This is a genomic window from Flavobacterium sp. ASV13 (assembly GCF_000745775.1).
Classification (GTDB): Bacteria; Bacteroidota; Bacteroidia; order Flavobacteriales; family Flavobacteriaceae; genus Flavobacterium.
In genome coordinates this window covers 305,754-329,077 of record NZ_JQJY01000002.1, presented here as the reverse complement: position 1 = coordinate 329,077, position 23,324 = coordinate 305,754, and the positions used below count along the sequence as shown (strand labels likewise).

The following is a 23,324-nucleotide window of genomic DNA, read 5'->3' as shown; positions in this document are numbered from 1 at the left end:
TTTAGAATAATTTAGGATGGATTGTGTTGAAAAGAATAGCCACGAATTCACGAATTTTTATTTTCAAAGATTGTCAAAAAATAATTCGTGAATTCGTGGCGGAAAAAATTAAACGGATTTCGTTTTTATTCCAATTCTAAAACCAATGCTGATTTTGGTTCTAAAGTAATTTCAGTGGCTAAATCAAATGTTTTGCCTGTTATAACATCTTTTCCTGATTTAAAGTTTTTGATGTTTTCTTTAAAACGATTTGTTTTTACAACCTGCTCTTTTGCATTGTTGTTGAAAACCACCATTACCGTTTTAGCATCTGTATATCTGAAATAAACATAAGTATTGTTTTCTGGAATATAATGTGTCATTTTCCCGAAATGAACCGCTTCGTTTGTTTTTCTCCAGTTGAATAATTTTGCAGTAAAATCAAAAAATTGCGCTTGTTGCGTTGTTCTTCCTGATGCTGTAAAAGCATTATTTTTGTCGCCAGCCCATCCGCCTGGAAAATCTTGACGAATATCGGCATCGCCTTTGCCTTTGTCACCGCCCATTCCAATTTCTGAACCGTAATACACTTGCGGAATTCCGCGAATTGTTGCCAATAAAGTCATCGCCAGTTTGTATTTTGGTAAATCATATTTGAACTTATCGTTCATACGATCTGTGTCATGATTTTCGGCAAAAACCAAAATATTGTTGGTGTCTGGATATAAAAAATCCATTGCAAAATTGTTGTAGAATTTAATTAACCCACTGTCCCAATTTGGTTGATCTTCGTTGAAAGCAGAAGTAACTTGGCTTTGAAGCGTAAAATCCATTACACTTGGAAGATTTGAATTGTAGTTTTCAATCGCACCAATTTTACTGTCTTTCTGCCAAAAAGCTAAATTCGCCTGATTGTGCATCCATATTTCACCCACAATATTAAAATTTGGATATTCATCTGTAATTGACTTTGCCCAATTTGCCATAGCCATTTTATCCGAATAATTATAAGTATCAACTCTAAATCCGTCAAGATTAGCAAATTCAATCCACCAAATGGCATTTTGCGTTAAGTATTTTGCCACTAAAGGATTTCTCAAATTCAAGTCTGGCATAGAAGGAACGAACCAACCGTCAACACAAACTTCCTGATCTGTTTTAGAAGCGTGGATATCTGTAATTACTTCGCGTCGGTGATGCGTTTGGGTATAATTTTCGAATTGATTGATCCATGATTTAGTTGGCAAATCTTTGATCATCCAATGGGTAATTCCCCAGTGATTGGTCACATAATCCATAACCAGTTTCATGTTTTTTTTATGCATTTCTGAGGACAAGCGAACGTAATCTTCGTTCGTTCCATAACGCGGATCTATTTTGTAAACGTCTGACTGTGCGTAGCCATGATACGAATGTTGTTTGTCGTTGTCTTCGCATAAAGGCGTACTCCAGATTGTCGTTGCACCAAGAGACGAAATATAATCTAGGTTTTTGATGATTCCTTCGATATCACCGCCGTGGCGTCCTCCCGGTTCTGCGCGGTTTCCTTTTTCAGTTAAAACGGCATCGCTGTCGTTTTTCGGATTTCCATTAGCAAAACGATCCGGCATGATTAAGTAAATCAAATCCGATGCATCGTAACTTTTTCGGTCTGCCGAATTTGCTCTTCTTTCTTTTAGCGAATATTTCTGCGTAAAAGCGACTTTGTTATTGTTTTTGAAAGAGAAAACCAATTCAGAAGCTTTGATATTTTGTGTATCAATTGTTACGAAAAGGTAATTTGGATTTTCAGTTTTTTCTACATTTTTGATCACTACATTATTTGAAACCGAAGCTTCATATTGTGCGATATTTTTTCCGTAGAACATAATCTGTAGTTCCGGATTTTTCATTCCGGCGTACCAAAATGGCGGTTCTACTTTTTGGATTTGCGCTTTCGCGGAAGCGGAAAACAGCAAAACCATTAGGATTAATTTGTAGAATGTGTGGTTAATTTTTAGATTATTCATAGTTTTTTCTTTTTAGTTCGATTTCCTGCAAGGTTTTTCAAACCTTGTAGGTATGAATTGAGTAAAGTTTTAGAAGACCTACAAGGTTTGAAAAACCTTGCAGGACAACTAAATAAGATTAAAAAAAAGACAAGTAATATTGGGGAAAATTACTTGTCTTTAAAAAAATTATTTCGTTTCAATTATGCTGATTGCATAACCTCCGCCAGGAGCAGATAATTGAGATAATTTTGATTTGTTTGTAACAGCAATTTTCTTAATTGTATAAGCTTGCGGATTTGTCTTGTAATGCGCATCTTTTGCATCAGCATAAATTGTTGCAGTGTATTTTTTACCTTTTTCAAGGAAACTGAAATCGATGTTTGATGTACGAGGCGTTTCTCCGTTTACGTTTCCAATAAACCAGTTGTTTGTTCCTTTTGCTTTACGGGCAACCGTGATAAAATCTCCTGGTTCAGCTTCAATATATTTACTTTCTGACCAGTCTACAGCCACATCTTTAATAAATTGGAATGCATCTGGAAAACGGTTGTAGTTTTCAGGAGTATCTGCAGCCATTTGTAACGGGCTATACATCGTAACGTATAAAGCTAATTGGTTACAAATTGTACTGTTTACATGCGATTTGTTATCCGGATTCATTTTGCTGATATCCATTTCGAAGATTCCCGGAGTATAATCCATTGGTCCACCTATTAAACGTGTAAATGGTAAAACCGTTACGTGATTTGGTTTAGAACCTCCAAAAGCTTGGTATTCTGTTCCTCTTGCGGCTTCGTTTCCAATTAAGTTCGGATATGTTCTGCAGATTCCCGTTGGACGAACTGCTTCGTGAGCATTCACCATAATTTTATAATCAGCTGCTTTTTCAATTGCATATTGATAATGGTTTACAATCCATTGATCGTAGTGGTTTTCACCGCGAGGCAAAATATCTCCAACGTAACCGCTTTTTACAGCATCATACCCATTGTCTTTCATGAATTTGTAAGCAGCATCCATGTGACGCTCGTAGTTGCGAACAGAACCTGAAGTTTCATGGTGCATGATGATTTTTACACCTTTTGATTTTGCATATTCATGCAAACCTTTTACATCAAAATCTGGGTAAGGAGTTAAGAAATCAAAAACATAATCTTTTGAATGTCCAAACCAGTCTTCCCAGCCTTCGTTCCATCCTTCAACCAAAACAGCGTCGAAACCATTCGCAGCAGCAAAATCAATGTATTTTTTTACGTTAGCATTGTTTGCACCGTGCGTTCCACTTGGTTTTGCTTTTGAGAAATCAGAAACTCCCAATTGAACCGTTGGAAAATCATTTGTGTACGACCAAGAGCTTTTTCCTGTAATCATTTCCCACCAAACACCAACGTATTTTACTGGTTTAATCCAAGAAGTATCATCAATTTTTGAAGGGTCATTTAAGTTTAAAGTCATTTTTGAAGCTAAAATATCTCTCGCGTCATCGCTTACCATAATCGTTCTCCAAGGCGAGTGACTTGGCGCTTGCATATAACCTTTATCTCCTTTTGCATCTGGCGTTAACCAAGATTCGAAAACTAAGTTTTTGTCATCAAGATTCAGGTGCATACAAGAATAGTTGATCAAAGCTGCTTCGTGCAAGTTGATGTAGATTCCGTCAGCAGTTTTTAACATCAAAGAAGTCTGAACTCCTGTTGGAGAAAAAGATTTTTGCGAAACGTTTGCTGTATACGCTTTTTGAGACAAACCTCTGATTTCAGATAATTTCGATTTTGTATAATCGTATTCCTGAGTATCATAATCGCCCGGAATCCAGAAAGCAGTATGATCTCCAGTCATAGCAAATTGAGATCTTTCTTCTTTAATTACGAAATAAGTAAGATTCTTTTGCGCTGGGAATTCATATCTAAATCCAAGTCCGTCCTCAAATAAACGGAAACGAATTATAATCTGTCTGTCAGTTCCTTTTTGATTTAAAGTAACTGCCATTTCATTATAATGATTTCTGATGTGATCTACTTCTCCCCAAACCGGTTTCCAAGTTTCATCAAAAGTCGAAGTTTTTGTATCAACAACTGTAAAATCGTTCAATAAAGATTTTTTGTCATCTTTAAGTTCTAGACCTAATTTACTGGTTTTTACAACTTCTTTGTTTTTGTATTTTAAATTGTACGTTGGAGTTCCATCGTTTTGAAGAGAAAATTCCATTACGAACTTGCCTTCGGGTGATTTTAATTGCTGCGCTTTTGCAACCGTGCTGAACGCAAACAAAATTAAACTTGCGAAAAATAAGTTTTTCATGTTTTTTAGATTTTTAGAGTATTGTAATTTAATTTATTTGTACAAATTTACTTGCAATTACAGGATTTCCGTTAACGATAATTGTTAAATCGTGATCGCCATCTACAGTAAAAGTTGTTTCATTATGATTTACAGCTACTTTTAAAATTTGGTTTCTGAAATTAATTTTAAAAGAGTAACCTTTCCATTCTTTTGGGATTTTTGGAGAGAAATGAAGCTGGTCATTTTTAACACGCATTCCTCCAAAGCCTTCCACGATACTCATCCATGTACCGGCCATTGACGTGATATGACAACCTTCTTCCACTTCTTTGTTATAATCGTCTAAATCCAAACGAGAAGTTCTTAAATAAAATGTATATGCCATATCCATTTTATCTAATGCAGCAGCCTGAATCGAGTGAACGCAAGGCGAAAGCGAACTTTCGTGAACCGTAAATGATTCATAGAATTCAAAATTGCGTTTTAATTCTTCTTTCGAAAAATGATCTTCGAAGAAATAAAAACCTTGTAAAACATCAGCTTGTTTAATATATGGTGAACGTAATACACGATCCCAAGACCATTTTTGGTTGATTGGGCGTTGCGAACGATCTAAATCTTTTACCGGAACTAAATCTTTGTCTAAGAAACCATCTTGCTGTAAATAAATTCCAAGTTCTTTAGAAACCGGAAAGTACATGTTGTTAGCCACTTTTTTCCATTCCTGAATTTCATTCACCGAAAGGCTTACTTTTTCTAAAATGCGTTTGTGATCTGCAGGATATTCTGAAGCTACTTTTTCAATTTGTTCTGCAGCAAAATCAATACACCATTTTGCAATATAGTTGGTGTAGAAATTATTGTTGATGTTGTTTTCGTATTCGTTTGGACCTGTAACTCCAAGAATTACATATTGATTTTTATCTTTAGAAAAAGATGCTCTCTGGTGCCAGAAACGCGCAATTCCGATTAAAACTTCTAAACCTTTTTCTGGAATATAAGAGTAATCGCCTGTGTAACGGTAATAGTTGTAGATCGCAAAAGCAATCGCTCCATTTCTGTGGATTTCTTCATGTGTGATTTCCCATTCGTTGTGACATTCTTCACCATTCATGGTTACCATTGGATACAATGCTGCGCCGTTTTTGAAACCTAAATTGTCTTTAGCATTTTCAATTGCTTTGTCTAATTGGTTGTAACGGTAAGTTAACAAGTTTCTCGCAACCTGCTGATCTTTTGTCGCCATGTAAAACGGAATACAATAAGCTTCAGTATCCCAATATGTAGATCCGCCGTATTTTTCTCCAGTAAATCCTTTTGGACCGATATTTAAACGAGAATCTTTTCCTGAATACGTTTGGTTTAATTGGAAGATGTTGAAACGAATTCCTTGTTGTGCTTTTACATCGCCTTCAATAGTAATATCTGACATTTCCCAGATTTTTGCCCAAGCTTCAATTTGATTTTGAAGCAAAGCATCGTATCCTAAAGCAACAGCAGATTTGATTACTTTTTCGGCTCCAGCCAAAGTGTTTTCGTGGTTTAAAGAAACGCTATATCCACCAATTTTTTGAATTGATGAGGTTTGTCCTTTTGCAATAATAGTTCCGTAAGTATATTGAACTTTATCTGTTGTGGAGTCGATTGTCGATGGCGAAACGTTGATGTTTTCTCCATTTGCCAAAATCGTATTGTGCATGAAAGTCGTAACTTTAAAATGCGTTTTGAACGTTTGAGCGGTTACGAAAGCTTCGTTTGTACCTTTTTTTACTTCAAGCGGTTCCCAGAATTTTTCATCCCAGTTAGCGTCTTCATTAGTAACACCGGCGTCAACGTAAGGTTTGTAAACGATTTTTGCATCTTTGTTTAAAGGTGTAATATCGTATTTGATAATTCCGGCTTCGTCTAAATCTAACGAAAGAAAACGACGAACGTTAACTGCGATTTCAGTTCCGTTTTTGAGAACAGCTTCAAAAGAACGATTGTACCATCCTTCTTTCATATTCAGCTCTCTGCGGAAATTTCTAACTTCGGTACATGTATTTAAATCAAGATTTTCTTCGTTGATTTCAATGTCAATTCCAATCCAGTTTGGAGCGTTTAATACTTTGGCAAAATATTTCGGATAACCGTTTTTCCACCAGCCCACTTTTGTTTTGTCCGGATAGTAAATTCCAGCGATGTAACTTCCTTGGAAAGTTTCTGCTGAATAGGTTTCTTCAAAATTGGCGCGTTGTCCCATAGCGCCGTTCCCGATACTAAAAAGACTTTCAGAAGATTTTACTCGCTCCGCATCAAATCCTTCTTCAATAATAGACCAATTGTCTGGTTTTATATAATCTTGGTTCATCTTTTCTTTAAATTAGAAAATACGGCAATTTGATAATTAGATAATTGCCTTGGTTCTTATTAACTTTTTACATTCATTTGAGTAATTGCAGCATTAGAATATTTGTCGGTGAGACTATTTATCTCATTGACACATTTTCTAATTATCTGATTAATTTCTCAATAAAGCCTGGTGTGATTTGGGTAAAATCTTTAAAAATATGATCAGCTTCATGTAAAATTGTTTCCTCACCAATTCCAACACTTACCATTTCTGCAATATTTGCTGCCTGAATTCCGGCAACAGAATCCTCAAATACAATTGAATTTTTTGGATCAATATGTAATAATTGAGCCGCTTTTAAGAAAACTTCAGGATCTGGTTTTGCATTGGTAACGTCATTTCCGTCAACAATAACATCGAAGTAAGACAGAATTCCTGTTTTCTCTAAAATAGGTCTTGCATTTTTACTGGCAGAGCCCAATGCAATTCCTTGATTTAAATCTTTTAATAGTTGTAGAATTTTAAAAACTCCTGGAAGAATCTCACTTTCATCCATGTCAACTAAATAAGATAAATAATCTTCGTTTTTTTGAATCAGCCATTTGTCTTTGTCTTCTTGCGAAGCCTGAACATTTCCTAATCCAAGTATAATATCTAAAGAACGAACTCGGCTTACGCCTTTTAAAAGTTCGTTGTCTTCATGTGTAAAATTTATATTTAATGACTGGGCAATTTTTTGCCAAGCTAAAAAGTGGTATTTAGCGGTATCAACGATCACTCCATCAAGATCGAAGATGAATGCTTTTTTATTATTCATGGATTTCAATTTTAGTTTTACTATTTACTCTAAGAGTCAATAATCCTGCGAAAATCATGGATATACCTCCAATTATTAGAGCATAAATAGGTTCATTATGAAAGAATTGTTTAATTACAAATCCTAATATCGTCGCGGCTACAATTTGTGGAATTACTACAAAAAAGTTGAAAACTCCCATGTAATAGCCCATTTTTGCTGCTGGCAAAGCACCAGATAACATGGCATAAGGCATTGATAAAATACTTGCCCAGGCAATACCAACTCCCAACATTGGAAGGATAAGCATTTGCTTATCACCAATAAAATAAATCGAAATTAAACCAACACCTCCAGCACATAATGCTAATAAATGTGTTGCTCTAACGCCTACTTTTTTTGCAATAACTGGTAATAAGAAAGCTACAGCTGCAGCGACACCGTTATAAACTGTGAATAAAACAGAAACCCAGTCGGCAGCATCATTGTATACTTTTGAAGTAGTATCTGTAGTGCCAAAAATGTGTTGTGTAACGGCTTGTGTGGTGTAAATCCACATAGAGAAAAGCGCAAACCATGAAAAAAACTGAACCCAAGCCAATTTTTGCATCGTTCTTGGCATATTCAATAAATCGGTCATGATTATGGTAAAACCATTTTGAACTTTTTTAGTTCGTAATTGAGATGCAATTACAAATAAAACGCCCATGAAAATTAGACCTACAAAAAGAATATATAATTCTTTTGCAAGGCTGTTTTCGAAAATTAGAAATGAAATTAATCCGCCAATACCTGCAAACAATACTCCTAAAAGCAATTGTTTTTTTGTAGAAACTCCAGATTCTATTTCTGAATCAGCATCTTTTTCTACATCTTTTTTGCTATTTGCTTCGAATGCGTGAAGTTCTTCAGGCGTATATTCGGTTGTTTTGAAAACAGTCCATAATACGGAAAGCAGAAAAACGATTCCGCCAATGTAGAACGACCATTTTACGGCATCCGGAATAATTCCTTTTGGAGCAACATTGCTAACATCGAAAACATTTGTGAAGAGATAAGGCAAAACAGAACCTACAACGGCGCCGGTACCAATGAAAAAACTCTGCATTACAAAACCTAAAGCACGCTGATGGTCGGGCAAATTATCGCCAACAAAAGCGCGAAATGGTTCCATTGAAACGTTTATTGACGCATCCATTATCCATAAAGTTCCCGCAGCAATCCATAAAGTTGGAGAGTTGGGCATAATGAATAATGCAATTGAAGACAAAATAGCTCCAATTAAAAAATAGGGGCGACGTCTGCCTAAACGAGTCCAGGTTCTGTCACTGAAATAACCAATAACGGGCTGAATAATTAAACCTGAAACAGGCGCAGCAATCCACAAAATTGGGATTTCATCTATTTTAGCACCAAGGGTTTCAAAAATTCTTGAAGTATTTGCGTTTTGCAGTGCAAAACCAAATTGTATTCCTAAGAAACCGAAACTCATGTTCCAAATTTCCCAGAAACTTAATTTACGCTTTTCCATTATCGTAATTTGAAAAAATTATACGATAAGCGCTTTGCTTATCAAAACTTTGTTTCTTTCGAAGTAAAACTAAAAGCCTTGACGGGCGTAAAAGTATAAATTATTTTTTTATTTAAGCTAATAAAAAAGCCATAAATATTTTTTATGGCTTTAGAATGTGTTGATTTTAAGAAAATTAGTCAGTAGATTCTCTTTTTATAAGATGAGTTTCTATGACTTCTGTAGTATAATTTTCGTTTTCTTCTTCGTCATCGTCATGTTCGGCTTCAAGTCTTTCAATAAGCATTTTGGCTGCTTTATTTCCCATTTTTTCACCACTCTGACTTACGGTTGTAATACTTGGAGTGGAATATTTTGAAATAATTCCGTCAGTAAATGCAATTACAGCTAAATCTTCAGGAACTTTCAATCCCATTTTTGATGCAGTTTTGATAATTGTTACCGCAAAAAGCTCATTTACTGCGAAAACAGCATCGAAAGCTCTGGCGTGCAAAAGTTCAGAAATAGTTATTTCGCAGGTGTCTACGTCTTCAATTTTAATTATTAGATCTTCATTGAATGGAATTCCGTTGTCTAAAAGTGCTTTTTCGTAACCGTCTGTTCTTAGTTTTCCAACGCTTACATAATCAACCGTTGTTACTAGAGCAATCTTTTTTCGTCCGTTGTCAATCAGGCTCTGAACGGCTTCATATGCAGCAGCTTTGTCGTCAATTATAACTTTATCGCACAAAATATCATTGGTTACACGATCAAACATAACCACTGGCATTCCTTGATTTATGACTTCAGTAATATGGTGAAAGTCGCCTTTAAATTGTGTTTCTTTAGAAAGTGACATGATAAAACCATCGATACTTCCGTTGGCTAACATCTCCATATTTAATACTTCTTTATCAAAAGAATCATCTGATAAACAGATTACTACACTATACCCATGTTCATTGGCAACTTGCTCTACACCATTGATTACAGTAGAGAAAAAATGGTGTACAATTTCTGGGATGATAATGCCAATACTTTTGGTTTTTCGGTTTTTTAAACTAAGGGCAATATTGTTGGGTTTATAGTTGTAAAACTTAGCAAAAGCCTGAACTTTTAGACGTGTTTCTTCACCTATTTCAAGACTGTTTCTAAGTGATTTTGAGACAGTTGAAATAGATACGTCAAGTTCCTTTGCTATCTGTTTTAGGGTTATTTTGCGTTTCATAGTGTTTTTTGGAAAAAATCTAATTGATAATAAAGTTGGTTAATATTTTTGGTATTGGCAATTTTTGACTTAAAAGATTACAAAAAATAGAAAGTTTTCAACACTACCACGTTTTCGTAAACCAATAAAAATTGCCACCGGTTGTTCGTGTTAATAAATTCATAATTTTGAAATTCGAAGTAAAATTAAAAACTTAACTAACAATCACAAACTCAAACTAATTTAAACAAAAAGTATGAAAACAATTTACAAAAAGTTGTTATTTTTATTCCTACTGCTGCCGTTTACTGTGTTAGCTCAAAGCACATTAAATGGAACTGTTGTCGATAAGGCAACAGGACAGCCGATTCCGGGAGTAAATGTAAATGTACAAGGCTCTAAAGCAGGTACTTCTACAGATTTTGACGGAAAATTTCAATTGCCAAATTTAAAGAATGGTGATAAAATTGTTGTGTCATTTATTGGATATGTAAGCAATACTGTTACTTTTTCTGGACAAAAAACTGTAAGCATTTCTCTTGAAGAAGATACAAACCAGCTTAAAGAGGTTGTTGTACAAGTAGGTTACGGTACCGTTAAGAAAAAAGATGCAACAGGAGCTGTAACCGTTTTAGGTGCAAAAGATTTTAATAAAGGGCCGGTAACCTCTGCAGATCAAATGATTCAAGGTAGAGTGGCTGGTTTGCAGATTATTAATGGAGGTGGTTCTCCAGGAGCTGATCCGATTGTAAGAATCCGTAGCGGATCTTCTCTTAGTGCAAACAATGATCCATTATATGTAATTGATGGTATTCCTGTTGCAAATGGAGGAGTAGAAGGAGGAAGAAATCCTTTATCTACAATCAACCAAAATGATATCGAATCGATGACTGTTTTAAAAGATGCTTCTGCAACAGCTATTTATGGGTCTAGAGCTTCTAATGGGGTGATTATTATTACTACTAAAAAAGGAAAATCTGGAGATATTAAAGTAAGTTACAACGGTAACTTTCAAGTTTCAGAAGTAACACAGCAAGTAGATGCTTTATCAAGCGGACAATTTAGAGATTTTGTAAATGCTAATGGAAGTGCGTCTCAAATTGCTGCAATGGGGCAAGCTAACACAAACTGGCAAGATGAAATTTATAGAACAGCTATGGGTACTGATCAAAACATCTCTGCAAGTGGAGGATCTGATAATATTGCTTATAGAGCTTCTGTAGGATATACGAACTTAAATGGTGTTTTATTAAGAGATAATTTTGAAAGAACAACTTTAGGAGTTTCGTTAACTGGTGACTTTTTTGACAAACATTTGAAAGTTCAAGTAAACAACAATACATCTGTAATTAACAGTAATTATAGTAATACAGGAGCAGTTGGAGCAGCTGTAGGTTTTGACCCAACTCAGTCTGTAAAAAATGCTGATGGAACTTATTTCCAATGGATGACATCTCCAACAGAGTTTAACCAATTGGCAGGAAAAAATCCACTGGCGCTTATTAACCAACAAAATAATTTAGGAACTTTTAATAGAAGTATTGGAAACATCCAGTTAGACTATAAAATGCACTTTTTGCCAGAATTAAAAGCTACAGTAAATTTAGGTTACGATCAAATGAGCGGTAGAGGTTTTGGTGGAACTAATGCAGACTATTTATTTGGATTGAAAGGTTCTGGATACAATAATTCTTATGTAAATATAGAGAAGAGAAATAACAAGTTAATGGACTTGTATTTGAATTACAATAAATTGTTCGAAGATATTAAAACTCAGATCGATGTAACTGGTGGTTATACTTATCAGGATTTTAGAGAAGAAAAAAACAAATCAAACTATAATTTTGAAAATGATGTAAATACAGTAGAGTTGTTTACTCCAACACATATTAACTTACAGTCATTCTTTGGTAGAGCTAATTTCACAGTAGCAGATAAGTATTTAGCAACTGTTTCTTTAAGACGTGATGGGACTTCTAGATTTACAGAACAATATCGTTGGTCAAATTTCCCAGCTGTTTCTGTTGCATGGAAATTAAATGAGGAAAATTTCTTAAAAGACGTTTCAAGCATCAACTCTTTAAAATTAAGAGGAGGATGGGGTATCACAGGTCAGCAAAATATCGGAAGTGCTTATCCATCTATTCCATTGTATTTAGCATCAAATAATGCAGCTCAATATCAAATTGGAAATACGTTCTATACAACTTACAGACCACAACCTTATAATAGCAACCTGAAATGGGAAGAGACAACTACAATTAACGTTGGATTGGATTTTGCTCTTTTCAATAACAGATTTACAGGTACTGCAGATGTTTATGAAAGAACTACAGATGACTTGTTATTGTATACTCAAAATCCTGCTTTCTTCGGATTTTCTAATTATGATAATTACAATGTTGGTAGTCTTAAAAACAAAGGTATTGAGTTATCTGGTGAAGTAGTTGCGGTTAAAAAAGATAATTTAGAATGGAGAATTGGTGGAAATATTACATTCCAAAATTCAAAAATCACAAAATTAACTACAACTCAGGATAATACTCCTGGATTAGAAGCAGGAGATAATATATCAGGAGGAACAGGAAATAAAATTCAAAACAATCAGGTAGGTTATGCACCAAATTCATTCTATGTATTTGAGCAAGCTTATGATTCTGCAGGAAAACCAATTGATGGTGTTTTTATTGACCGCAATAAAGATGGAGTTGTAAATGAAGATGATATGTATCGTTTTCATAAACCAGCAGCCGATGTGTTTTACGGATTTTATACAACCTTGAATTACAAAAACTGGGATTTCTCTATGAACTGGAGAGGTTCTTGGGGCAACTATATGTACAATAACGTAGATTCAGGGAATGGTACATATAATAACATCTTAATCAGACAAAATGATTTATCAAATGGTGTTGAGAATCTTTTAGAAACAGGTTTCAAACAAGGAAGTAATTTCCAATTAAAATCTGATTACTATGTACAAGATGCATCTTTTGTGAAATTGGATAACGTTACAGTTGGATATACTTTCAATCAAAAAATTAAAGGTATTTCAATGTTAAAATTAACTGCATCAGCACAAAATGTTTTGACAATTACGAAATATGAAGGTTTAAATCCTGAGATTTCTAATGGTATTGATAATAATATCTATCCAAGACCAATTACTTTCATGTTAGGACTAAACGCTAACTTCTAATTCAAATAACAAGAATAATGAAAAAGATACAAATAAAATTATTAGGTATTTCTTTGTTTATGATGACGATGCTAGTTTCATCATGTACAGACGATTTAAACCAATCACCGGACAATGGGGATTCTGTTAGTGCTGATGAGCTATTTAAAGATCCAGCATCATACAAGCAAAATTTATCAAAATTATACGCAGGATTTGCTACAACTGGTCAGCAAGGACCTGCAGGAAGCCCTGATATTTCTGGAATTGATGAGGGTACAAGTCAATATATCAGAGGATTTTGGATGATGCAAGAATTAACAACTGACGAAGCTGTTATTGCTTGGAATGACGGAACAATCAAAGATTTCCATTCACAAACGTGGTCATCTGCAGATTCATTTATTGCAGCAACTTTTGCACGTTTTTCTTTCCAGATTGTAAACTGTAATGAGTTTTTAAGACAAACAACAGATGCAAAATTAGCTTCAAGAGGAATAACAGATGCAGCATTATTGAATGATATTAAAGCATTTCGTGCAGAAGCTCGTTTTTTAAGAGCAATGACATACTGGCATTTAGTAGATACTTTTGGAGCAGGATCAATCGTAACAGAAGATTCTCCAACAACATTCTACTACCCAGAATATGCTTCAAGAGCTGAGATATATAAATTTATTGATGAAGAGCTTACTGCAATTGAGCCGTTGTTGAAAACGCCAAAAACAAATGAGGCGTATCGTATTGATCAGGCTGCAGCTTGGATGTTGCATGCTAAATTATATATGAACGCAAAAGTTTATATTGGTACAGATCATTATGCTGAAGCACTTCCTTTAATTGATAAAGTAATCAATTCAGGTTATACGCTTCATAATAACTACAATCAGTTATTCTTAGCTGATAATGATAAAAATGGTGCGCAGAAAGAATTTATTTTTGCAATTGGTTTTGATGGAATTCACACTCAAACTTATGGAGGTACAACATTCTTAGTTCACGCTCCAGTTGGTGGAAGTATGGTGGCATCTGAATATGGTATCAACGGAGGTTGGGGAGGTATTAGAACAACTTCGGCTTTTGTTGACAAGTTTCCAGCTGTTACTACAGATACTCGTTCTCAGTTCTATACAAACGGACAAACTAAAGAAATTGCAAACATTGGAAACTTTACTGATGGATATGCGATTATGAAATTTAAAAATGTTGATGTTAATGGTGTTCAAGGATCAGATAAAGCAGGGAACTTTGCAGATACTGATTTTCCAATCTTCAGACTTGCAGATGCTTACTTAATGTATGCTGAGTGTGTTGTTAGAGGTGCAGGCGGAAGCTTGGCTACTGCAACGACTTATGTAAATGCTTTAAGAACAAGAGCAAAAGCAAATATTATTACTCAAACTGATCTTAATTTGAACTTTATCTTAGATGAAAGAGGAAGAGAGCTTTACTGGGAAGGACACAGAAGAACAGATTTGATCCGTTTTGGAAAATTCAGTGGCGGTTCATACCTATGGCCTTGGAAAGGAAATGTGGCTGGAGGTACTTCAACACAATCTTACAGAGATTTATTCCCAATTCCTGCGGGAGCTTTAGGGGCAAATCAAAATTTAAAACAAAATCCTGGATACTAAACTAACTGACTAACGAATTAAAAAATACCACAAATGAAAAATATAACTAAATCATTAATCGCTTTATTAGCACTAGTTGCAATATCATGCAGCGTTGAAGATGTACAAGATAGACCTGTGATCGAAGGAGTTGATTCTCCAGTTTTAACTGCTCCTCAAAGTGGTGCAGCATATGTATTGAAACCTGAAGCAGCCGATGCTCAAGCGGAGCGTTTCACATGGAATTCAGCAAATTACGGTGGAGATGTTGAAATTACTTATACAGTTGAAATGGATAAAAAAGGAAACAGTTTCAAAACTCCTAAAGAATTAGGAACTGTAAAATCTCAAAATCAAGTTTCAGTTTCAGTTGGCAAATTAAACAGCGGAGCTTTAGCATTAAGCGCAACACCGTTTGTTGCTGGTGATTTTGAAGTGAGAGTAAAATCGACTGTGAGTACAAATGTTATGTATTCAAATGTTGTTGGAATCGTAGTAACTCCTTACACTACTGAGACTCCAAAATTATGGGTTCCTGGTGGATACCAAAGCACAAGTGGTTATGGTTCAGATTGGACACATTCTTCTGCTCCAACATTAATTGCTGAAGGTTATGGAAAAACTGCTTTTGAAGGTTATGTATATTTTGCAACTGCGCAAGATCCAACACAAGATGGAAAAGGATACAAATTGTCTACTGAAGCAGGTTGGGGAGGTACAAACTATGGAGCTGGCGCTACAGCTGGTACATTAAGTTCAGCAGGAGATGCTAAAAATCTTGGAATCACTACTCCAGGATATTATAGAATTAAGGCAGATACTGATCCTGCAAAATTATCAATCGCTACATTAAAAACAACTTGGGGAATTATTGGTAATGCAACTCCAGGAGGATGGGATGCTGATACTCCAATGGCGTATGATCCTGCTACAAAAAAATGGACAGTTACTGTAACTTTAACTGCTCAGTCTGCTCCAGATAATGGTTTGAAATTTAGAGCAAACGGTAACTGGGATCTTAACTTTGGAGATACAGGAGCTAATAGTACTCTAGAAGAAGGAGGGACAAATATTGGTACTACTGCTGGAAAATTCTTAATTACTTTAGACTTAAGTAATCCAAGAAATTACACTTATACTATGGTAAAACAATAATAAGTTGAAACCTAAAAAGAGGCTATCTACGGATAGCCTTTTTTAATAACCATATTAATTATGAAAAAAACTTTACTATTATTTTTCTTTTTGTTGTCGGCAATTTCATTTGGACAACAGCAAACTGCAACTTATTCGGTAAGTCCATCTACTTTTGAGGAAACTACTTCTATCACAATTACAATAAACGGAAGTAGTATAAACGAGAGTACATGGGGTGTTACTGGAAATGCATTATATATGTGGGCTTGGGCATTTGATACGAATGACACAACTCAAAAAGGAACACCAAACAATGGTACATGGGAATCTTCAAGCGAGGAAAGTAAATTTACTTACAATGCAGGAACAGATACTTATACTAAAACAATAACGCCAACTACTTATTACAATACAACAGGAATTGGAAAAATTGGTTTTTTGATTAAAGCGAAAAACGGAACTGGAGACAAAAAATCGCAAGATATTTTAGTCGAAGTTGGTTCTTTTCAGGTAACCTTAATTTCTCCGGTAGAAAACAGTACTACAATATTAGCATCAGGTTCTAATTTTAATATTGCTGCAACAAATACAAACGGAGTGGCTAGTTATACACTAAAAGCAAACGGAACTACTGTTAATACGAATGCAAGTACGGCAAGTTATTCTTACACAGCAAATAATGTTACAGACAATCAAAGTTATGAGTTAGTAGTGGTTCAGGGAACTGTTACAATCTCAAAAAAGTTTTCGGTTGTTGTAAATCCAAATACAGTTTTAGCTGCTATTCCTGCAGGTTTGGTTGACGGAATAAATTATAATAGTGCAGATGCAACAAAAGCAACTTTGGTTTTAGATGCGCCTTTAAAAGATTTTGTTTACGTTGCTGGAAGTTTTAATAATTGGCAGCCTACAACGGCTTATGCCATGAAAAAAGATCCTACTTCAGGGAAATTTTGGCTGGAATTAACTGGATTGGTTTCGGGAGCAAATAATACTTATCAATATTGGGTGGGAGAGAGTACGCCATTAGCAAATTCTCCGGCATTAGTAAAAACGGCTGACCCTTATTCAACTTTGGTTTTATCTCCTTATGATGATAGTGGAATTCCTGCAGCTTCTTATCCAAATTTGCCAGCTTATCCTGCTGGACAGAATTTTGAAGTTACAGTTTTAAAAACAGGACAAACGCCATACAATTGGCAAGTGACGAATTTTAATAAACCAGAAAAAGACAAATTAGTTGTTTATGAGGTTTTGGTTAGAGATTTCGACGCGAAGAAAAATTATCAGACTTTAATAGATAAGATAGATTATTTTAAAACGCTTAAAATAAATGCTATCGAATTAATGCCTGTAATGGAATTTGAAGGCAATGAAAGCTGGGGTTATAATACGTCATTTCACATGGCTTTAGATAAATTTTATGGTACATCAGATAAATTAAAAGAGTTTATTGATTTGTGTCATCAAAACGGAATCGCAGTGATTTTGGATGTGGCTTTAAATCACGCTTTTGGAAGAAATCCAATGGTAAGAATGTGGATGAATGATCCTGATGGAGACGGTTTTGGATCTCCAACTTCAGAGAATCCGTATTTCAATACAGTAGCAAAACATACTTATAGTGTGGGTGAAGATTTTAATCATCAGTCTGCAAAAACACAATATTATGTAGAACGAGTTGTGAAACAATGGATTCAAGAATATAAAATTGATGGTTTCCGTTGGGATTTGACAAAAGGATTTACACAGGCTTGTACAGCATCAGATGAATCTTGTACAAATGCTTATCAGCAGGACAGAGTTGATATTTTGAAAAAATATGCTGATTATTCATGGAGCCTTGATCCAACACATTACACAATTTTTGAGCATTTAGGTTCTGATTCTGAAGAACAACAATGGGCAAATTATCGTGTTGCTGAAACACCTAGTAAAGGTGTAATGATGTGGGGAAAAATGACAGATCAATATAACCAATTGTCAATGGGATATTCGTCAAGTAGCAATATTTCAAGAATGATGAGCTCTAGCCGAGGTTTCACAGGAAATCGTTTGATGGGTTATGCCGAAAGTCATGACGAAGAACGTTTGATGTATAAAAATGTACAATACGGAAATACATCTGGAACTTATAATGTAAAATCTTTGAATACGGCTTTATCTAGAATGTCTGCTGTTGGTGCTGTTTCGCTTTTGATTCCTGGTCCAAAAATGATTTGGCATTTTGGAGAATTAGGTTGGGATGATTCAATTTATACTTGTAATGACGGAACTGTAAATGATAATTCGGCAACGATTTCCGGAGATTGTAAATTAGATACTAAACCACAGCCTCAATGGGCAGAAAACTGGTTAGGCGATACAAACCGTAATAAAATTTACTACGATTGGGCAAAAATGATCAACATGAAAGTGACTGAGCCCGTATTTTTAGGAACAGCGACAATGGCAAATGCAAATACACTGACAGTAAATATTAAAATTACAAACAGCAATTTGGCTGCAACGCAATTAAAAGATGTTTTGATTTTAGCCAATTTTGATGTGTCTGCGCAAAATGTTGCCACTGGTTTTCAATATACAGGAACATGGTATAATTTGATGGATAACTCTTCAATAAATGTAACCGATGTTAATGCAACGATAAATTTAGCTCCGGGAGAATATAGAATTTATGGAAATAAAACAGCCAATTTAGCGATTCCGGATTTCGGAAAAACAAGTGCTGTAAATTTATATCCAAATCCGGTTTCAAATTATTTTACATTAAACGTAGCAGTATCTAAAGTTCAGGTTTATTCAATCTCAGGACAATTGGTAAAAAGTTTTACTTCAAATGGAAATGTAGATTTTCAGTATAATGTAAGCGATTTGAAAACAGGATTATATGTAGTAAAAGCACATGATGAGAACGATAAAATTCAAGTAATGAAATTCATAAAGAAATAAATACGTCAGTTTAAAATTTAGACGAAAAGTAAATGTTTGCTTTTAGGTTTAAAATTTTAATAGGTATTTAAATTTTGGTTTTTTAGTAGTTAAAAGGGCTGTCTATTTTTAGACAGCCCTTTTCTTGTTTAAGTTTGTTTTGGTTATTTTTTCTCGTTGTATTCTCCAATCAAAGAAAAATAGCCAAAAGTTCCCAAGCCTAAAACGATTAGCGGGGTTAGAATGAATAGGGTTATAATTCCAAATACCGTATCATCCTGCTGGTCTGATAAAATTTTTGGCAAACCAAATTCAAACACGCAGAAATAAGCGGCACCAATGGAAAGTATAATCCACAAAACACCTAAAATTTTCTTAACTGTATTCATATTATATGTAGGTATTAAAGGTGATTCGTTTTGTTTTTATTGTCAATGTAAACCATTCCAATTACAAAGCAGATCGAAGCAATAATAATTGGGTACCAAAGTCCTTCCAAATAGAATTTCGGTTCTCCTTGTGCTTTGGCATGCGTTACAAGGTAGGTCGAAATTGCAGGAAGCAATCCTCCAAAAATCCCGTTTCCAACATGATAAGGAAGCGACATTGAAGTATATCGTATTTTAGTTGGAAACATTTCCACTAAAAACGCTGCAATTGGCCCATAAACCATTGTAACAAATAAAACCTGAATGAAAACCCAAAAAATCAATGCCCATTCATCGGCAGAATTTAAATGGATTGTAATATTCGTTTGTGATTTCTTTTTGTTGTTAAAATCTGTATTCTTTTCGATATACGTAGTTCCGTCAGTATAGGTTTTCGAAATTGTGGTTATTTTGTCATTATTGGCTGTTTTTTCAATTGTATTTGTAGTTTTTTCTATGATTTCTGTTTTCTGAGTGAAATTTACTGTATTATACATTTTGTCATAAATCGACCAATAAGAACAAACAGCAAGCAACATTCCGAGCATCATAATGTATTTTCGACCAATTTTATCGCTCAGCCATCCAAAAACAATAAAGAAAGGAGTTCCTAGTAACAAGGCAATGCCTAAAAGTTCATCAACTTGAGAAGAATCAATATTCATGACCGTTTTCATGAAACTCATTGCATAAAATTGTCCGGTGTACCAAACTACGCCTTGTCCCATTGTAGCGCCAAAAAGTGCCAGTAAAACAAATTTCAAATTGTATCTGTTTCCAAAACTTTCTTTTAATGGATTTGCGCTAGTAGTTCCTTCTTTTTTTGCTTTTGCAAAAACCGGAGATTCATCCATATTTTTTCGGATTAAATACGAAACGCCAACCATTACAATAGAAACCCAAAACGGAACACGCCATCCCCAAGTATCAAAATCTTCTGTAGAAAGAATGTTTTTCGTAGCCAAAATAACCATTAATGATATAAACAAACCAACAGTTGCTGTGGTTTGAATCCAGGATGTCCAATACCCTTTTTGTCCCGCCGGCGAATGCTCGGCTACATAAGTTGCAGCGCCGCCATATTCTCCACCTAGTGCCAGTCCTTGAAGTAAACGAAGTATTAGAACTAATAAAGGTGCTAAAAAACCAATAGTTTCATAACTCGGAATACAGCCTATTAAAAAAGTAGAGCCACCCATTAATAATAAAGTGGCCATGAAAGTATATTTCCGGCCAATAATATCACCTAGTCTTCCAAAAAATAAAGCACCAAAAGGTCTTACAACAAATCCGGCGGCAAACGTAGCTAAAGTTGATAAAAATGCTGCTGTAGGATTGTCACTCGGGAAAAATTTTGTCGAAATAACAACAGCTAAACTTCCAAAAATATAAAAATCGTACCATTCAATCATTGTTCCCATCGAGGACGCCGAAATAACTTTCCAAATACCTTTAGTAGAAGTTTTGCTCATAAAACTGTTTTGTGTACTTAATAATGATTAAATAATAAAATTATAGTTTTACGAATATATAAGATATTTTGTTATTCAGTTAATACTTTTTTAACAAAAATAAACTATTTATTGACTTTTGTTTTTTTAGTAGTATATGCTTTATAAAGTCTGAGAAAAAGTAAAATTAACCGCAAAGCACACAAAGAAAAAAACGCAAGGTTCGCAAAGGTTTATTTTAAGCTTTGCGAACCTTGCGTAAATCTTAACGTTCTTTGCGGTTACATATTGAAAAAGTAATAAAAACAAAAAACCCGAATATTGCTATTCGGGTTTTGGTGGTACCTCCAGGGATCGAACCAGGGACACATGGATTTTCAGTCCATTGCTCTACCATCTGAGCTAAGGTACCGTCTTGTGCTCAATGCGGGTGCAAAGATAGAATCATTTTTCGTTTATCCAAAACATTTTTTTAAAAAAATCAATTCGTATCTTCGCAATGGTAAAAAAATAGATATGATTTTAACTGTTGATGTTGGTAATACACGAATTAAAGCAGCTGTCTTTGAGGAGAATAATGTATTGGAGAATTTTGTTTTTGAGAAAAATGAGCTCGAAAAAAAAATTGAAAAAATATTAGAAAAATTTCAAAATTGCTCTGATTTAGTTGTGGCTTCAGTCGGAAATATTGAAAAAGAATCTTTTTTAACTTTCGAAAATCGATTGAATGTTCATTTTTTTACCCACGAAGATGTTTTTCCATTCCATAATCAATATGCGACCCCAAAAACTTTGGGAATTGACAGAATGATTTTGGCTGCGGGTGCAACGTTGCAATTTCCTAAAAAAAACAGATTAGTTATTGATGCCGGAACTTGCATTACCTACGATTTTATCGACGAAAACGATAATTATTTGGGCGGCGCAATCTCACCAGGACTTAGATTGCGATATGAATCTCTGCATCAATTCACAGCCAAACTGCCTTTGTTGACTTTTGAAGAGCCCGAAAATTATGTAGGAAACTCTACTAAACAAGCTATTCATTCAGGCGTTGTCAATGGGTTCGTCTATGAGATTGACGGTTTTATCGATGAATATCGAGCAGAATTTTCAAATTTTATAATAATTTTAACGGGAGGCGATGCAGAATTTTTGGCTAAACGATTAAAAAATACCATATTTGCCAATTCAAATTTCCTACTAGAAAGTTTGAACCAAACATTTCAATATAAAATCGACAATGATTAAAAAAATTATAATAAGTGCTTGTTTACTTATCTCGTTCGTTTCATTTGCTCAGCAAGGTACAGCTTCACCATATTCTTTCTACGGAATTGGAGATGCAAGATTCAAAGGTACTCTGGAAAACAGATCTATGGCTGGTGTTTCAATAGAACAAGATAGTATTCACTTGAATGTTGATAATCCTTCAAGTTATGCGAGTTTAAGACAAACTACGTTTACAGTTGGAGGAAGTTTTGGTACTTCTAATTTAAAAAATGATACACAATCTGAAAAAGCGCAGAGAGCGACTTTCGATTACTTAGCTGTAGGAATTCCGATGGGGAAATTGGGTGCGGCTTTTGGTTTGGTTCCTTTAACTTCTGTTGGATATAAAATCTTAAATGATAATACAGATACTCCTGGAGCTACAAACAATCAGTTTGAAGGAAAAGGAGGAGTTAATAAAGTATTTTTTGGTTTAGGTTATAAAATTAAACCAAACTGGAATATTGGTGCTGATGTTCAATACAACTTTGGTTCAATTACTACAACAAGTATTGAAGCAATTACCGGAGTTCAAAATTCAACAAAAGAGACAAACAAATCGGAATTGTCAGGTGTTAATTTTAACATTGGAACAATGTATCAGACAAAAATCGATAAAAAAATGATGTTGTTCACGAGTTTGAATTACACATTTGCAACTACCTTAAATGCACATAATGTAAGAACTATTGCGGTAGATGGCGACCCAGATCCAATAACAGCTGATCCATTTGATGCAAAATTAAAAATGGGTAATAAAGTGACATTAGGAGCCGGAGTTGGTTTGCCGAGAAAATGGCTTGTTGGAACAACACTAGCTTTTCAGGGAGCGGGTCAATTTGAAAATTATTACAATTCAAGCGATGACGTTCGCTACGAAAAATATTCAAAATATGCACTTGGAGGATATTATATTCCTAACTATACATCATTTACAAATTATTTTAGTAGAGTTACCTACAGAGCTGGTCTGAAATATGAAAAAACAGGATTAGTTATTAATAATCAGTCTATTAATGATGTTGGTGTGACTATTGGTGCTGGATTCCCAATCACAGGGTCTTTTTCAAATGTAAATATCGGAATCGAATTTGGTAAAAGAGGTACTACTTCTGCAGGTTTGATTCAGGAAAATTATTTGAACTTCAGCGCAAGTTTCTCTTTCAATGACAGATGGTTTAAACAGCGTAAAATCGAGTAATACCTCAGTTATATT

General features: G+C 34.7%; 14 protein-coding genes and 1 tRNA gene. 6 read left to right on the top strand and 9 right to left on the bottom strand.

Features of this window, described 5'->3' with window-relative positions; translation table 11 throughout:
• Positions 1–125: 125 nt before the first annotated feature.
• The 6 genes from GQ47_RS05150 to GQ47_RS05125 all read right to left on the bottom strand — a co-directional run bounded on the left by GQ47_RS05150 (position 126) and on the right by GQ47_RS05125 (position 10,119).
• The gene (locus GQ47_RS05150) at positions 126–1,988 is read right to left on the bottom strand and encodes a glycoside hydrolase family 13 protein (RefSeq protein WP_035645842.1); all 1,863 of its coding nucleotides are present in this window, start codon (positions 1,986–1,988) and stop codon (positions 126–128) included.
• Positions 1,989–2,156: 168 nt separating this feature from the next.
• On the bottom strand, positions 2,157–4,271 hold the full coding sequence (locus GQ47_RS05145) for a glycoside hydrolase family 97 protein (protein WP_035645839.1): 2,115 nt from the start codon (positions 4,269–4,271) through the stop codon (positions 2,157–2,159).
• A 28-nt stretch (positions 4,272–4,299) separates the two neighbouring features.
• On the bottom strand, positions 4,300–6,603 hold the full coding sequence (locus GQ47_RS05140; RefSeq protein WP_035645836.1) for a glycoside hydrolase family 65 protein: 2,304 nt from the start codon (positions 6,601–6,603) through the stop codon (positions 4,300–4,302).
• Positions 6,604–6,745: 142 nt separating this feature from the next.
• On the bottom strand, positions 6,746–7,402 hold the full coding sequence (gene pgmB, locus GQ47_RS05135) for a beta-phosphoglucomutase (protein WP_035645833.1): 657 nt from the start codon (positions 7,400–7,402) through the stop codon (positions 6,746–6,748).
• Positions 7,395–8,912: an MFS transporter gene (locus GQ47_RS05130; protein WP_035645830.1), complete on the bottom strand. Its 1,518-nt coding sequence runs from the start codon at positions 8,910–8,912 to the stop codon at positions 7,395–7,397. Before GQ47_RS05130 ends, pgmB begins: the two co-directional genes overlap by 8 nt.
• A gap of 175 nt (positions 8,913–9,087) precedes the next feature.
• Positions 9,088–10,119 carry a LacI family DNA-binding transcriptional regulator gene (locus GQ47_RS05125; RefSeq protein ID WP_035645827.1) on the bottom strand — a complete coding sequence of 344 codons (1,032 nt, stop codon included), beginning with the start codon at positions 10,117–10,119 and terminating at the stop codon, positions 9,088–9,090.
• 235 nt (positions 10,120–10,354) lie between these two features.
• On the opposite strand from GQ47_RS05125, the gene GQ47_RS05120 reads away from it, so the two are divergent.
• From GQ47_RS05120 to GQ47_RS05105, 4 genes are read left to right on the top strand one after another with little or no spacing between them, the layout of a single operon-like run.
• Positions 10,355–13,297 carry a SusC/RagA family TonB-linked outer membrane protein gene (locus GQ47_RS05120; protein ID WP_035645824.1) on the top strand — a complete coding sequence of 981 codons (2,943 nt, stop codon included), beginning with the start codon at positions 10,355–10,357 and terminating at the stop codon, positions 13,295–13,297.
• Between the two features lie 17 nt (positions 13,298–13,314).
• Positions 13,315–14,910: a RagB/SusD family nutrient uptake outer membrane protein gene (locus GQ47_RS05115; RefSeq protein WP_035645822.1), complete on the top strand. Its 1,596-nt coding sequence runs from the start codon at positions 13,315–13,317 to the stop codon at positions 14,908–14,910.
• A gap of 33 nt (positions 14,911–14,943) precedes the next feature.
• Positions 14,944–16,044, top strand: coding sequence for a SusE domain-containing protein (locus GQ47_RS22805; protein WP_051951369.1), 1,101 nt, complete (start codon positions 14,944–14,946; stop codon positions 16,042–16,044).
• A gap of 60 nt (positions 16,045–16,104) precedes the next feature.
• Complete coding sequence (locus GQ47_RS05105) at positions 16,105–18,978, top strand: alpha-amylase family glycosyl hydrolase (protein WP_035645820.1); 2,874 nt, start codon at positions 16,105–16,107, stop codon at positions 18,976–18,978.
• A gap of 143 nt (positions 18,979–19,121) precedes the next feature.
• Here GQ47_RS05105 and GQ47_RS05100 read toward each other — a convergent pair whose 3' ends face one another.
• From GQ47_RS05100 to GQ47_RS05090, 3 genes are all read right to left on the bottom strand, one after another.
• A complete protein-coding gene (locus tag GQ47_RS05100; RefSeq protein WP_035645817.1) occupies positions 19,122–19,346 on the bottom strand; it encodes a DUF6814 family protein in 225 nt (74 codons plus the stop codon).
• Positions 19,347–19,360: 14 nt separating this feature from the next.
• Positions 19,361–20,857: an MFS transporter gene (locus GQ47_RS05095; protein ID WP_035645815.1), complete on the bottom strand. Its 1,497-nt coding sequence runs from the start codon at positions 20,855–20,857 to the stop codon at positions 19,361–19,363.
• 315 nt (positions 20,858–21,172) lie between these two features.
• Positions 21,173–21,248 (bottom strand) — tRNA-Phe (locus GQ47_RS05090).
• Between the two features lie 104 nt (positions 21,249–21,352).
• On the opposite strand from GQ47_RS05090, the gene GQ47_RS05085 reads away from it, so the two are divergent.
• On the top strand, positions 21,353–22,087 hold the full coding sequence (locus GQ47_RS05085) for a type III pantothenate kinase (RefSeq protein ID WP_035646819.1): 735 nt from the start codon (positions 21,353–21,355) through the stop codon (positions 22,085–22,087).
• Entirely contained in the window at positions 22,080–23,309 is a 1,230-nt protein-coding gene (locus tag GQ47_RS05080; RefSeq protein WP_035645813.1) for a hypothetical protein, read from the top strand. The genes GQ47_RS05085 and GQ47_RS05080 overlap by 8 nt, the downstream gene beginning before the upstream one ends.
• Positions 23,310–23,324: the final 15 nt, after the last annotated feature.